The sequence below is a fragment of the Acinetobacter sp. GG23 genome (assembly GCF_057766365.1).
Genome location: NZ_JBYMDJ010000009.1, coordinates 147,722 through 160,584, shown reverse-complemented (window position 1 = coordinate 160,584; position 12,863 = coordinate 147,722). Strand labels below are relative to the sequence as shown.

The following is a 12,863-nucleotide window of genomic DNA, read 5'->3' as shown; positions in this document are numbered from 1 at the left end:
ATCATTGACCGACAGAAAATGTGAAGCCGTTACTGAAAAAACAAGAAAATGCGTCGGTGTGCGGAAAATGTTCATTGGAAATGAAAGTAAAGATATGTTAAAAATGTTAGTAACTTGTAATAAAACTTTCTACTCGAATTGTTTGTACACTCTAAAAATGGGAAGGGTCATTAAATGGACGATAAATTCCAAAATCTAAAAGTCATGGTGATTGATGATTCAAAAACCATTCGTCGTACAGCAGAGACATTACTACAGCGTGAAGGTTGTGAAGTAATAACAGCAGTAGATGGTTTTGAAGCATTGGCAAAAATTGCTGAAGCCAATCCAGATATCGTGTTTGTCGATATTATGATGCCACGTTTGGACGGTTATCAAACTTGTGCATTAATTAAAAATTCTCAAAATTATCAAAATATTCCGGTCATTATGCTGTCAAGTAAAGATGGCTTATTTGATCAGGCTAAAGGGCGTGTTGTCGGTTCGGATGAATATTTAACTAAACCCTTTAGTAAAGATGAATTGCTAAACGCAATCCGTAATCACGTAACAGCATAATTTTATTTTTTGGGGGAAAGCATGTCACGTATCCTTATTGTTGATGATTCACCAACAGAAACATTCCGTTTTAAAGAGATTTTAACGAAACATGGCTTTGAGGTAATTGAAGCTGCGAATGGGGCTGATGGTGTCACAATGGCACAAGCAGAATTGCCGGATCTTGTGTTAATGGATGTGGTAATGCCTGGGGTAAATGGTTTCCAAGCAACACGTCAAATTGCACGTGGTACAACCACCAAACACATTCCAATTGTGATTGTCAGTACCAAAGATCAAGCAACTGACCGAGTTTGGGGGAAACGTCAAGGGGCAAGTGATTATTTAACCAAACCTGTAGACGAAAAACAATTAATTGATGTGATTAAACACCACATCAATGCAGGATAAGCTCTATGGCAGCTAATGGATTTATCGAATTACTTCGGCTGGCTAAACGTGGCAATAAAAACTACGTTAGCACTGAAAATGAAGTAAACCGATGGTCAGGCATTGCTTTTGAGATGATGGGGCAATATTTTGTTGCTCCTTTAGGTGAAGTGTCGGAAGTGATTTATCCACCTAAATATACGCCCGTTCCGAATACTCAATCATGGGTGATGGGGCTGGCCAATATTCGGGGACGCTTACTTTCAGTGGCTGATTTGGCTCAATATATTTCCGGGTACCGAACTCAGTTTTCACCCACTCAAAAAGTACTGTGTATTAGTCATAATGACCATTATGTCGGTTTGGTTGTAGATCAAGTTTTGGGGATTCAACACTTTAATAAGAAGAGTTTCTTTTCTAAACATAGTGAATTAGACAGCAATTTACAAGAGTATTGTCAGGGATATTTTTATCAACATAATCAACACTGGCATGTTTTTTTATTTAGTCGTTTATTGCAAAACCCAAAATACATGAATGCATCTATAAAATTTATAAATTAATATTCGCGCGCTGAAGAATGATGGCGAAAGTCGGGGAGAAGCTGGATGGGCTTTAAACTTAAAAAGAAAAATACAGGTGAAGGCAGCAACCCTCAGGTTGGTAATGCTTTATTGGCAAAGATTCAATCACAAACTGATCAATTATCACGTGTATTTGGTGACAGTGAGAAGTCCAAACCCTTAATTCTGGGTGCAGCATTCTGTCTGGTCGTCGCACTATTCCTGTTGCTATATTTATTCTATAGTGTGCCGCGTAACAATGAATTAACACGTAGTGTGGGTGATCTGCGTCTTTTATCGCAGACGATTTCTCGTCAGGCAACTGAAGCAACGGCTTCAGGAACCAAAGAATCAATTGATAAATTAGTACAATCTCAAAAAAGCTTTGCAGAAAATCTTGAAACTGTGAACGATATTCATGCGCATACTCCAGCACTGGATGAAGTTGAAAAGCAATGGAAAGCAGTATCAGATGGTATTGATTTAATTTCTTCTCAACAAAAAATGATTAACCAGCTTTATGATACCAATATTGCAATTGGTGAAACCATTCCTGGTATTCAGGCTGAATATAACTTGATGGTTGACCAAATGGCACGTCAAGATATGCCGAGTAACCAGGTGGTCATTGCGAAAAACCAGGTATTTATTGCAGAACGTATTCTTCGTTCAATCAGTTCGGTATTAACCGGTAGTGATAACTCTCGTGAGTCAGCAGACGACTTTAGTGCCGATACGGAAACCTTTGGTTCTTATCTTGACGCACAGTTGAATGGCAGTGCTGAACTTGGGGTGGAGCGTATTGCCGATCCAGCCTTGCGTGCGTCATTGGAAGGCATCAAAGCTGACTATGATGAGGTATTAAAATCTGCGTCCGCAACAATTCTTAAAAACTCGACTCAAATTGTAAAAGTACGTCAAGCCTCATCTTCAATTTTTGCCCAATCAGATGAGCTATTGGCTAACCTGAATAAGTTATCTGCCGGTTCAAGTTGGTCGGTTGCTATTCCTGCACTATTTTTAATCTTGTGTCTAGTCGGCTTTTTGATCTGTGTATTCAAATTGCTTGCATTACGTGGTCATTCAGATAAACAGCGTGTGGCTAACCTGCAAGAAGAATATGACCGTAACCAGAATGCGATTTTACGTTTACTGGATGAGATCGCTGACTTAGCAGATGGTGATCTTCGTTCATACGCAACGGTATCAGAAGACTTCACCGGTGCGATTGCCGACTCGATTAACTTTGCAATTGACCAATTACGTGACCTGGTATCACGTATTACCGAAACTTCTCAAGAAGTTGCGCAATATACTGCCAATACGCAGGGTATTACCAATCAGTTAGCGGAAGCATCTGAACATCAGGCACAAGAAATTGCCGGTGCCTCTGCCGCGATTAACGAAATGGCCATGTCAATTGACCAGGTATCTTCAAATGCAACCGAATCTGCAGTCGTTGCAGAGCGCTCAGTGCAAATTGCTGCCAATGGTGCCGATGTTGTAAACCGTTCAATTGAAGGCATGGACATGATTCGTGAGCAGATTCAGGAAACCTCAAAACGTATTAAACGTTTGGGTGAGTCTTCTCAGGAAATTGGTAACATCGTTGCGTTGATTAACGATATTGCCGACCAAACCAACATCCTGGCATTAAACGCTGCGATTCAGGCATCGATGGCAGGTGAAGCAGGCCGTGGTTTCGCCGTGGTAGCCGATGAGGTACAGCGTCTTGCTGAGCGTTCAGCATCTGCAACCAAACAGATTGAAGGCTTGGTAAAAACCATTCAGACGGATACCAACGAAGCGGTTATTTCCATGGAACAAACAACTTCCGAGGTTGTACGTGGTGCGAACTTGTCCAAGGATGCCGGTGTGGCACTGGATGAAATTCAAAACGTATCCAGCAACCTGGCGAAATTGATTGCCAACATTTCTGATGCGGCAAAACTGCAATCTGCGTCAGCAGGTCATATTGCAACCACAATGAATGTTGTACAGGAAATTACCTCACAAACCACAACAGCAACTTTTGATACCGCACGTTCAGTATCTGAATTGGCAAATATGGCCGAATCGCTACGTGAATCTGTAACTGACTTTAAATTGCCGGACTAAGGTAAGACGAAAGCTTTGGGGTGATGTGCCTGACTTGAGGGTAAGGCACATCAATAAATCACAGATAAAGCATCGACAAGATGAACTTAACCTTATCGTTAGGTCTCGCGTGATGGTGACAATTAAGTTTGAGCGCCCTTCTTGGTGGCAGATAAACGTAAGAAGCCTAAACTATGAAAGAAATATTAAAAAATTTAGTTGAAACGACTACGCTTCCTGAAGATAGTTATCTTGATCAAGATGCAGAAATTTTAGAAATTTTTGTTGAAGAAATCGAAGAAATCTTCGTTGAGTTAAGTACTTTATTTACGACTTGGCTTGAAAATCCCAATGACCAAGAAATCTTGAATACTATTCGCCGCCATTTCCATACCCTTAAAGGCTCTGGACGCATGGTGGGAGCAAAATCTGCCGGTGAATTGGCCTGGGCAGTTGAAGACACTTTAAACCGTGTCATTTCGGGTACGATTCCATTAGATACAACAGTTCAACGCTTCGCTCAAACTGTATTCAAAATTTATCAATATAAGTTATATCCAATTTTCAAAACCGTTCAGCTGGCTGATATTGATTTACGACCTTTGGTTTTACTGGGCCAGCAAATACAGCAAAAATTAAGCTTAGAACCTGCTTTGGAAGAATTACTGGATCTCTCTACAACCTTGACTGCTGAAGATGGTGTAACTGGTTTAGAGTTGCATGAAACCCCATCCAGTGCAGTAGAGCAAGAAGCAGTAATAATAAAAGCTTCAGAACAGGCTGCTGAAATAACAGATAATAATGATATTGAAGAAACAGTTGCGATCTTTATTGAAGAAGCTGAAGAACACTTGTTAACGATTGATCAGTTCTTGAAAAATGAACATGAAAATAAACAAGATTATAACGCTCTCATTCGTGCATTACATACCTTGCGTGGCAGTTCATCCATGGCTCAAATCGAGCAGGTTTTTGAAGCCAGTACCAAGGTAGAAAATTTATTCAAAACCTTATTACAAGAAGAAATTGGTTCGACCTCTAAGCAAATGGCTTTACTGATTCAATATGCCGAATTTGTAGGTGATTATTTGCATACCCTGAGACAGGGTGAAATGCAAAAACTTGATGTGATCTATGAAACCTTTAATGATGCCTGGAATAACTATGGCTTTACTTCGGCTGAAGTAGATGAAGGGGTTAATCCTCAAGGTCTGGTTTCTAAGCTAATCGCATTAAATATTGATTTGTTACTCGATGCTGAATTCGAATTTGAAAAACGTGTCAAGGTTGAATATCCGGAATATATTCAGGCTTTAAGTGAACAGGCTCAACATTTATTAGACCATACGGATAATCGTGCTGCTGCTGGCATTCATCAATTTACCCATGAATTAAAGTCAAGTTATGAAGAATTGGTATCAAAGCCAGAATTACTCAATACCGATTATGCCTATGAGTTATTTGGACAGGCACATCAAGAATTCATTCATTTGTTTGATACTTTGGCCGCCGGGCAACGTGTCATTTTAACCGATGAAGTTCAGAAAATATTGAGTGATCTTTCTGCCTTTGTACAGCAAGACCTTGAACAGTTTGAAAATGCTGCATCTGTAGTTAAAGAATTGCCAGTAGCTGCAATAAATACAGCATCAACTACGGTGGATCTTGCACAGATTTCACAAAGAATGCGCTCTGACCGTGCACAAATGCATGCAGCTGATGCAAATAGTGAGTTCGATGCGGATTTACTGGAAATCTTCCTGGAAGAAGCAGAAGAATTGTTGGGTGGTATTGACCAAGATTTAAATACTTGGAGCAAGGATCCATCCAATACCACTGCACTGAATAATTTAATGCGCTATTTGCATACCTTGAAAGGGGGTGCAAATATGATTCAAGCGACTCATATTGGCTTAATTTCCCATGAATTAGAGTCAATTTATGAGCGTGTGATTCGTCAACAAATAACGGTTACGCCACAACTGATTAGTATTATTCGCTTAGTTCAGGATGATGTATCAGATCGAATTCAAATTATTCGTGAAGATAATATTGACTACTCTGGTGCTGAATCGATTGAAATTTTGCGCAATATTCAAGAAATTTCGCAAGGCAAGTCTGCAAGCATGGCTGTGCTGGAAACGGTTGCAGTTGAAAATGTGGTAGCTGAAACTGAGGTGCATGAATTAGCAGAACCAGTAGCGGAGAGACTCGCTTTAGATAATGAAATAGAACAAGAGTTTATTTCACAAAATGTAGAAGCTGTTGATGATGCTGAGGATAGTATTCGCTTAATTGCAGAAGAAACATTCCTGGAAGAAGCGGAAGAAATTTTAGAATCTACCGATGATCTATTAAAACAATGGTTTGATCAACGAAGCGATCGTAGCTTGCTGCTTCAATTACAACGTGCCGCCCACAGTCTTAAGGGTGGTGCACGTATGATTGAAAATGAACCTGTAGCTGCCATTTCATATCAACTGGAAACCACTTTTGAGCAGTTTGCGGTTCATCATTTTAACTCTAATGTATACGACCTATTATTACAGACCACGTTTGCATGGTTAAAACAGGCCATCTTCGAAGGTGATTACAGTAATTTTGATAGTCTAAAATTAAGTTTGGAGTCAATTGGATTTGTTGACGTAACCGCTCGACTCCCAAATCGTGTGACTCAAGCCGATCTATTATCTGCACCTAAAACCTTTGAATTTGTTCAGGGTGATGGTACTGAACCCCCAGCAATGTTGGGTGAATGGGACTTAAGTTCACAACAAGACAACAGCAATGAAATGATCCGTATTTCTGCCGACTTGGTGGAAAAAATGATCGATTTGTCTGGTGAAAATGCAATTAACCGTTCACGTATTGAAATGGATTTGGGCCAGCTTGGTAATACCTTGAATGAGATGGAATTGGCGATGAAGCGTTTAGCTGACCAGTTACGTCGAATGGAAGGTGAGTTAGAGTCACAAATTATTGCAAAACATGGTTCAGAAAATTCACGTTATGCTGATTTTGACCCATTAGAGATGGATCAATATTCATCTTTAAATCAATTGTCAAAATCATTGGCAGAATCTGCATCCGACTTGGTGGACTTTAAAACGACCTTGTCGGAAAAAATTCGTGATACAGAAGGTCTATTGTTACAACAATCACGTATTCAGGCCGAGATTCAAGAAAGTTTGATGCGTACTCGTCTGGTACCATTTGATCGCATGTTGCCACGTTTACAGCGTATCGTACGTCAAACTTCGTCCACATTGAATCGTCCAGCAGAATTGATTGTACAAAATACTGAAGGCGAATTGGACCGTACCATTCTTGAGCGTTTGGTAACCCCATTTGAACATATGCTTCGTAATGCGATTGACCATGGGTTGGAAGATACTGAATTACGACGCGAAGCACAGAAGCCTGAAGTGGGGCGAATTGTCTTAAATATCAGCAGTCAAGGTACAGATGTCCTGGTGTCATTTAGTGATGATGGTAAAGGGATTGATGAATCGAAGATTAAAGAAAAAGCAGTAAGCTTAGGTTTGATTAAAGCTGATCAATTCCTTGATAAGCAGGAAATCCTGCAACTGATTTTTCATCCGGGATTCAGTACCGCAAAAGAAGTTACCCAGATTTCTGGGCGCGGGGTAGGCTTGGATGTGGTGCAAAGTGAAATTAAAGCACTCGGTGGTTATGTCTCTGTTGATTCAAATTTTGGAGAAGGAACCACCTTTACCATTCGCGTACCAACCACAGTAGCGGTAAGTGATGCCTTGATGGTGAAAGCGGGTGATCAGCAATTTGCGATTTCATTGGCTCAAATCGACCGTATTGTCCGAATTTCACCCTCTACTTTGGAAGAATATTTCAATAGTAAAGATGACTTCTTTAAAATTGATAACACCAATTACAAATTGCGTTATTTATCCGAGTTTGTTGCAAATCAGCCGTTACCACGTTTAAGTAATATTGCGCATTCTTTACCAGTGCTATTAATTAAAGGTAATAGCGGTCAAACCATCGCCTTGTTGGTGGATCAGTTGATTGGTTCACGTGCACAAATTGTGGTGAAACCGATTGGTCAGCAATTCTCGAGCGTTGGGGTTGTTGCCGGGGCAACCATTCTGGGGGATGGTCAGGTCTGCCTGATTCTGGATGGTCAAAATATTGCACGACAAATTCAAGCCACACAGCGCATTAAACATCTCTCAGAGCAGCGCGATCTGTCCCGTCATAATAATGCACGCCGCTTAATTATGATTGTGGATGATTCAGTTACTGTACGTAAGGTGACATCACGTTTACTGGAACGTCAGGGTTATGACATTGTGACGGCTAAAGATGGGGTGGATGCGATTGAACAGCTTGAAAATGTGAAGCCAGACTTGATGTTGCTGGATATTGAAATGCCACGTATGGATGGATTTGAAGTAACCAATCTGGTTCGACACCATGAAGTGCATCGAGATTTACCAATTATCATGATCACTTCAAGAACAGGTGAGAAACACCGTGAACGTGCATTCAGTCTCGGTGTAAGCCACTATATGGGTAAACCATTCCAAGAAGCAGAATTGCTGAGCAATGTTGAAAACTTGTTAGAAACCAGCCAGGGGTAAATAAATGAGCCAAAATAGTGTTTCAAACTCTGCTGTGAATCAAATTACACAACAAGAGTTGCATCACCTTATTACCGTGTCGACTGGATTTATCGACGCTTATATTATTGATTGTCATGGTAAGGAGGCGATGGTATTACCACAAAATATCGTCTTGTCAGCCCTGGATAGTGCCACGCAAGTTCCATTTGTGGAATGGCATGAACTTAAGCTACCCGTCTATGCGGTGAATAATCCTGAACAGAAAACAGGTGTGGCTTTGGTGATTGAAGGCGATGAGGTGAGTCAACGTTTTGCTCTGATGTGCAATGAGATGCCAAGAACCATTCGTCTACGTATCTCTGAAGTAGTTGACGATGAAAGGGATTTAAATGATCCAGCTGTATTTCAATATGTACGTATGGCAGATCAAGTTTTTCATATCCCTAATTTGGCGCAAATTCAAACCTCGTTAGGATTGTGATTTTAACAAGCAGCTCATCTATCATTCATAAAAAAAGGAACTTTTAAAGTTCCTTTTTTTATTGGAATTTTAGTGGGCCAATAAGCCTTCTAAAATTTGTTCGTAAATTTCAGCAAGCGGCTCCAGATCAGCCACATTCACATGTTCATCAATTTGATGGATACTGGCATTTAAAACACCTAACTCAAGCACTTGAGCACCGGTAGGGGCAATAAAACGGCCATCTGAAGTCCCGCCGCTGGTTGAAAGTTCAGTTTCAATACCTGTCACATTACGAATCGCATTTTTTGCAGCATTCACCAGTTCACCCACTGGAGTCAGGAACGGTAAACCAGAAAGTGTCCAGTTAATATCATAATCCACATTGTGGCGGTCAAGAATTTCTAAGGTACGTGCCTTGAGTTCATCTGCCGTGACTTCAGTTGAATAGCGGAAGTTAAACAGTAAGTTCATTGTGCCGGGAACGACATTGGTTGCACCAGTGCCGGCATTGATATTTGAAATTTGAAAAGAAGTTGCAGGGAAGTATTCATTACCATTGTCCCAAACTGTATCGCAAAGTTCGGCCAACGCTTTAGATGCGGTATGAATGGGGTTAATCGCAAGGTGGGGGTAGGCAACATGCCCTTGTTTGCCTTTAACGGTTAAATTGGCATTTAACGAACCACGACGACCATTTTTAACAATGTCACCTAATTGATTGGTGCTTGATGGCTCACCCACGAGACACCAGGTCATTTTCTCATTGCGGGCTTCTAAGGCTTCCACGACTTTTACCGTTCCGTTGATCGATGGACCTTCTTCATCAGAAGTAATCAAAAATGCAATGGAACCCTTATGATTGGGATGTTTTGCAACAAAGCGTTCAGAGGCAACCACCATCGCTGCAAGCGCAGTTTTCATGTCTGCACTGCCACGACCATAAAGCTTGCCATCACGAATTTCGGGTACAAAGGGATCCGAGTTCCAGTCATCTAAGCTGCCTGTTGGAACAACATCGGTATGACCTGCAAAACATAAAACCGGAGCTTCGGTTCCTTTACGTGCCCATAAATTATCGACATCTTCAAAACGCATCGGTTCAATATTGAAACCAATTTTTTCTAAACGATCCGCCATAATGGTTTGGCAGCTATGATCGATCGGGGTTACAGAAGGCTGACGTAACAGTTGCAGGCTTAAATCAAGGGTAGCGGAAGATGTCATGCGATTTTCATAAGTCGATAAATTTGTCAGCACTATAATAGGCGAATATGCGCTTGAATGTGAACGACTGCGATAAAATTGCCATAAAAAAACCCTATCTAGGATAGGGTTTCATATCTACTAATAACGAATTAGTTTTTGCGGATTTCGTCAGAAGTTTTTTCAGCAGTATGGGTTACGGCATCTCCAGCTTTGGATACATCTTTACCCATGCCTTTAAATGTATTACAACCAGTTAAAACAAATGCCATAATAAGGGAAGTTGCTAGAATTTTTTTCATCATCATCTCCAAGTAATTCATTATTTTGATGTGAGTTTAGGTTAAATAATACCTGACGTAAAAAATATGAGTTTTTCATGGTAGAAAAGTAATCAATTGTTATAAAAGTAGACATTTCTCATAAAGTTAATCATTCAACTCTTTGAGAAAGCAGCGGTGCATGTCTAAACATATAGAAATTGGGCTTATCTTTTTGCAGATATAAACCATTGATCCACCAGTGTGCAGTTTCACTACTTACATGGGAGGCTGGGCAGATCCACTCTTGTCGTTGCAAACGATAAAAATGTGAATTTTGAGGAGGAATATAACTTCCCCAATAGCCTAATCGCCGTTTGAGATTGACCCAAGGTGGAATGACTTGCTGTGTAGGTTCAACAGGAAGATAGAGTTGACCTTTTAACACTGCATAGCGTCGCTCAATCTCATATTCAAGTGCATCTTCAAATTGAAATTGTTTTTGGCTAAAATGATTTAATTTTCGAACTAAAGTATCGCTACGATTTAAGCCATACCAATATGCCAAGGAAAAATCCCGTTCAGCCAAGTAATATTTTAAGGCCACTTCCCAATGTTCAACTTGATTGGTTTCGGTATTGAGTAATAGAAAATCAAGTTCACCCAAGGTTTTAGCACCCGCTATTTTCTGAATACTATGGCCGAGTACTTTATAAGGATGATAGTTTTGATCCAGCAGCCAAAACCAGATAAACATTTCAAAGCGTAAACCTAAACGGGTGCTTTTAAGTTGCTGTAAAAAGACTTCCAATTCTTGAGGATGCTGATCTAAATAAAGCAATCTTGAATGATAATGCTGAAAATGCTTTGTCCATGTTTTACTGGCATGTAATTGAAAAGAATGCTTAAGCACCAGTTCTGCTGGAATAGCAGCTAAAATATTCGGACTAGCTATACAAAATGCCAGTTGCCGGACCAGTAAATTTTTAAATTGAAGCCAAGGTTCATCAAGATCAGACGCTTGATTTAAAACAAACATAGAAACACCTAGCGCTAAATTAAAAAGTGCAGAATTACAACGGATAATCTGCAAAAACACTTTATACTACCGCAATTAGTCATGTAGGGCAGTGCTATGAAGATGTTGTTTTGGCGGAGTTTGGTGATGATCTTTGTCATCCTGGGCTTTATCGGTGCGCTTTTGCCGGGTATGCCAACAACAGTCTTTCTTATTTTAGCTGCCTGGGCCGCCTCAAAAGGCTGGCCGCAAATGGATGCCTGGTTGCTCAATCATCCTAAATATGGAACAACTTTGCGATCATGGCGTGAAAATGGCACGGTGCCGCGTAAGGCAAAATGGTTCGCCAGCATTATGATGCTGATTAGCGCCATCATTATGTTGTTTACCAATGCGCCGTTATTGGTCAAAGTATTTACCAACTTGATCATGCTTTCGGTTTCCATTTGGCTGTGGCTACGTCCTGAACCTTCGAATGAACCGATCAAAGAAGCAGAGTAATATCCACCATGTCATATACCTTAGCACAAGCAGATGTCTGGATTGATTTAGCCGGACAAACTTTAAGCTTGCCAAAACATAATAAATTTTATGTGATTTCTTCAGGTAAGAACGGTATTGGTGAACAAGAAAACTCAGGTAAGACACCTCGGGGCTGGCACAAAGTCGCACTCAAATTTGGTCACAGCGCACCTAAAAATGCAGTTTTCAAAGCGCGACAGGAAACCGGTGAAGTCTATGATGATGCATTGGCGACCCAATTCCCTGAACGGGATTGGATCCTATCCCGTATTCTCTGGTTAAGCGGTTTGGAAGAGAACTTAAATCAGGGGGAGGGCTGTGACACATTTAAACGTTATATTTATATTCATGGCACTCCAGACACCGAACCGATGGGTATTCCCATGTCACATGGTTGTATCCGGATGCGCAATGAAGATGTGATTGAATTATTCGATCTTATTCCTGAACAAGCATTGGTTTTTATTTCAGAATATAGTTTGAATTTAATTGACGGTAAAATCCGCACAAATATCTAAAGCAACATATTAAAAGCTGAAAAGTGAAAACTCTGCTATGTATATGGGTAGAAAATAGCATTATTTTCCAGTCGTTCAAAAAGCTTGAGCGTTTTTGAGTCAAAACCAAAGCATGAATGTATAAGTTTTTGCAGAAAATTCTAAATAAATTACAGAAATTGTTTGTTTTTATAGCGATTAACCTATTTTTTAATCACTCAAACGCAAAATACCAAAAACAGGCAGAAAAGCGTTTGACAGGCTGTATAGATTCTCTATAATGCACCACACAAACGATGAAGTCGTAAAGGGCGCTTAGCTCAGTTGGTAGAGCGTCTGCCTTACAAGCAGAATGTCGGCGGTTCGATCCCGTCAGCGCCCACCAAGCCTTTACGTTAAATGTTTTAAGTGCAGCGGTAGTTCAGTTGGTTAGAATATCGGCCTGTCACGCCGAGGGTCGCGGGTTCGAGTCCCGTCCGCTGCGCCACTTAATTCAGATAACAAGTTGTTTGTACTTTAATAGCGATATTATGTAAGTGCAGCGGTAGTTCAGTTGGTTAGAATATCGGCCTGTCACGCCGAGGGTCGCGGGTTCGAGTCCCGTCCGCTGCGCCATTTACATGATAGACCTCTTAAGGGCGCTTAGCTCAGTTGGTAGAGCGTCTGCCTTACAAGCAGAATGTCGGCGGTTCGATCCCGTCAGCGCCCACCA

General features: G+C 40.7%; 11 protein-coding genes and 4 tRNA genes. 12 read left to right on the top strand and 3 right to left on the bottom strand.

Translation table 11 applies throughout. The features are described from left to right. The first annotated feature begins 174 nt into the window (after positions 1-174). The 6 genes from pilG to AC3CAU_RS14375 all read left to right on the top strand — a co-directional run bounded on the left by pilG (position 175) and on the right by AC3CAU_RS14375 (position 8,669). Positions 175-558 (top strand): twitching motility response regulator PilG, encoded by a 384-nt coding sequence (pilG, locus tag AC3CAU_RS14400; protein ID WP_131215638.1) that lies wholly within the window; start codon positions 175-177, stop codon positions 556-558. A gap of 21 nt (positions 559-579) precedes the next feature. Next, positions 580-948, top strand: a complete 369-nt coding sequence (locus AC3CAU_RS14395) for a response regulator (protein WP_131215636.1) — start codon at positions 580-582, stop codon at positions 946-948. 5 nt (positions 949-953) lie between these two features. Next, complete coding sequence (locus AC3CAU_RS14390; protein ID WP_131215634.1) at positions 954-1,490, top strand: chemotaxis protein CheW; 537 nt, start codon at positions 954-956, stop codon at positions 1,488-1,490. A 45-nt stretch (positions 1,491-1,535) separates the two neighbouring features. Beyond that, positions 1,536-3,608, top strand: coding sequence for a methyl-accepting chemotaxis protein (locus tag AC3CAU_RS14385; protein WP_447053477.1), 2,073 nt, complete (start codon positions 1,536-1,538; stop codon positions 3,606-3,608). Positions 3,609-3,781: 173 nt separating this feature from the next. Beyond that, positions 3,782-8,206 carry a hybrid sensor histidine kinase/response regulator gene (locus AC3CAU_RS14380; protein WP_447053476.1) on the top strand — a complete coding sequence of 1,475 codons (4,425 nt, stop codon included), beginning with the start codon at positions 3,782-3,784 and terminating at the stop codon, positions 8,204-8,206. Positions 8,207-8,210: 4 nt separating this feature from the next. Then, the gene (locus tag AC3CAU_RS14375) at positions 8,211-8,669 is read left to right on the top strand and encodes a hypothetical protein (RefSeq protein WP_447053475.1); all 459 of its coding nucleotides are present in this window, start codon (positions 8,211-8,213) and stop codon (positions 8,667-8,669) included. A gap of 69 nt (positions 8,670-8,738) precedes the next feature. Here the strand turns inward: AC3CAU_RS14375 and dapE are convergent, their stop codons facing one another. From dapE to AC3CAU_RS14360, 3 genes are all read right to left on the bottom strand, one after another. After that, positions 8,739-9,875 carry a succinyl-diaminopimelate desuccinylase gene (dapE, locus tag AC3CAU_RS14370; protein WP_131215626.1) on the bottom strand — a complete coding sequence of 379 codons (1,137 nt, stop codon included), beginning with the start codon at positions 9,873-9,875 and terminating at the stop codon, positions 8,739-8,741. A 131-nt stretch (positions 9,876-10,006) separates the two neighbouring features. Next, positions 10,007-10,156 carry an entericidin A/B family lipoprotein gene (locus tag AC3CAU_RS14365; RefSeq protein ID WP_131215624.1) on the bottom strand — a complete coding sequence of 50 codons (150 nt, stop codon included), beginning with the start codon at positions 10,154-10,156 and terminating at the stop codon, positions 10,007-10,009. A gap of 130 nt (positions 10,157-10,286) precedes the next feature. Then, positions 10,287-11,153: a DUF1853 family protein gene (locus AC3CAU_RS14360; RefSeq protein ID WP_424620714.1), complete on the bottom strand. Its 867-nt coding sequence runs from the start codon at positions 11,151-11,153 to the stop codon at positions 10,287-10,289. Between the two features lie 96 nt (positions 11,154-11,249). Between AC3CAU_RS14360 and AC3CAU_RS14355 the strand changes: the two genes are divergently transcribed. The 6 genes from AC3CAU_RS14355 to AC3CAU_RS14330 all read left to right on the top strand — a co-directional run bounded on the left by AC3CAU_RS14355 (position 11,250) and on the right by AC3CAU_RS14330 (position 12,863). Continuing rightward, on the top strand, positions 11,250-11,633 hold the full coding sequence (locus AC3CAU_RS14355) for a YbaN family protein (protein ID WP_131215620.1): 384 nt from the start codon (positions 11,250-11,252) through the stop codon (positions 11,631-11,633). A gap of 8 nt (positions 11,634-11,641) precedes the next feature. Beyond that, positions 11,642-12,172 (top strand): cell wall-recycling L,D-carboxypeptidase ElsL, encoded by a 531-nt coding sequence (gene elsL / locus AC3CAU_RS14350; protein ID WP_131215618.1) that lies wholly within the window; start codon positions 11,642-11,644, stop codon positions 12,170-12,172. A gap of 288 nt (positions 12,173-12,460) precedes the next feature. Then, positions 12,461-12,536 (top strand) — tRNA-Val (locus AC3CAU_RS14345). A 25-nt stretch (positions 12,537-12,561) separates the two neighbouring features. Further along, a tRNA-Asp gene (locus AC3CAU_RS14340) sits at positions 12,562-12,638 on the top strand. Positions 12,639-12,689: 51 nt separating this feature from the next. After that, positions 12,690-12,766, top strand: a tRNA-Asp gene (locus AC3CAU_RS14335). Between the two features lie 21 nt (positions 12,767-12,787). Then, positions 12,788-12,863: transfer RNA gene (locus tag AC3CAU_RS14330), tRNA-Val, on the top strand.

What these genes read in the sequence shown, in the direction of transcription:
- pilG (WP_131215638.1), top strand. Translation starts at nt 175, where the DNA reads ATGGACGATAAATTCCAAAATCTAAAAGTCATGGTGATTGATGATTCA.
- AC3CAU_RS14395 (WP_131215636.1), top strand. Translation starts at nt 580, where the DNA reads ATGTCACGTATCCTTATTGTTGATGATTCACCAACAGAAACATTCCGT.
- AC3CAU_RS14390 (WP_131215634.1), top strand. Translation starts at nt 954, where the DNA reads ATGGCAGCTAATGGATTTATCGAATTACTTCGGCTGGCTAAACGTGGC.
- AC3CAU_RS14385 (WP_447053477.1), top strand. Translation starts at nt 1,536, where the DNA reads ATGGGCTTTAAACTTAAAAAGAAAAATACAGGTGAAGGCAGCAACCCT.
- AC3CAU_RS14380 (WP_447053476.1), top strand. Translation starts at nt 3,782, where the DNA reads ATGAAAGAAATATTAAAAAATTTAGTTGAAACGACTACGCTTCCTGAA.
- AC3CAU_RS14375 (WP_447053475.1), top strand. Translation starts at nt 8,211, where the DNA reads ATGAGCCAAAATAGTGTTTCAAACTCTGCTGTGAATCAAATTACACAA.
- dapE (WP_131215626.1), bottom strand. Translation starts at nt 9,875, where the DNA reads ATGACATCTTCCGCTACCCTTGATTTAAGCCTGCAACTGTTACGTCAG.
- AC3CAU_RS14365 (WP_131215624.1), bottom strand. Translation starts at nt 10,156, where the DNA reads ATGAAAAAAATTCTAGCAACTTCCCTTATTATGGCATTTGTTTTAACT.
- AC3CAU_RS14360 (WP_424620714.1), bottom strand. Translation starts at nt 11,153, where the DNA reads ATGTTTGTTTTAAATCAAGCGTCTGATCTTGATGAACCTTGGCTTCAA.
- AC3CAU_RS14355 (WP_131215620.1), top strand. Translation starts at nt 11,250, where the DNA reads ATGAAGATGTTGTTTTGGCGGAGTTTGGTGATGATCTTTGTCATCCTG.
- elsL (WP_131215618.1), top strand. Translation starts at nt 11,642, where the DNA reads ATGTCATATACCTTAGCACAAGCAGATGTCTGGATTGATTTAGCCGGA.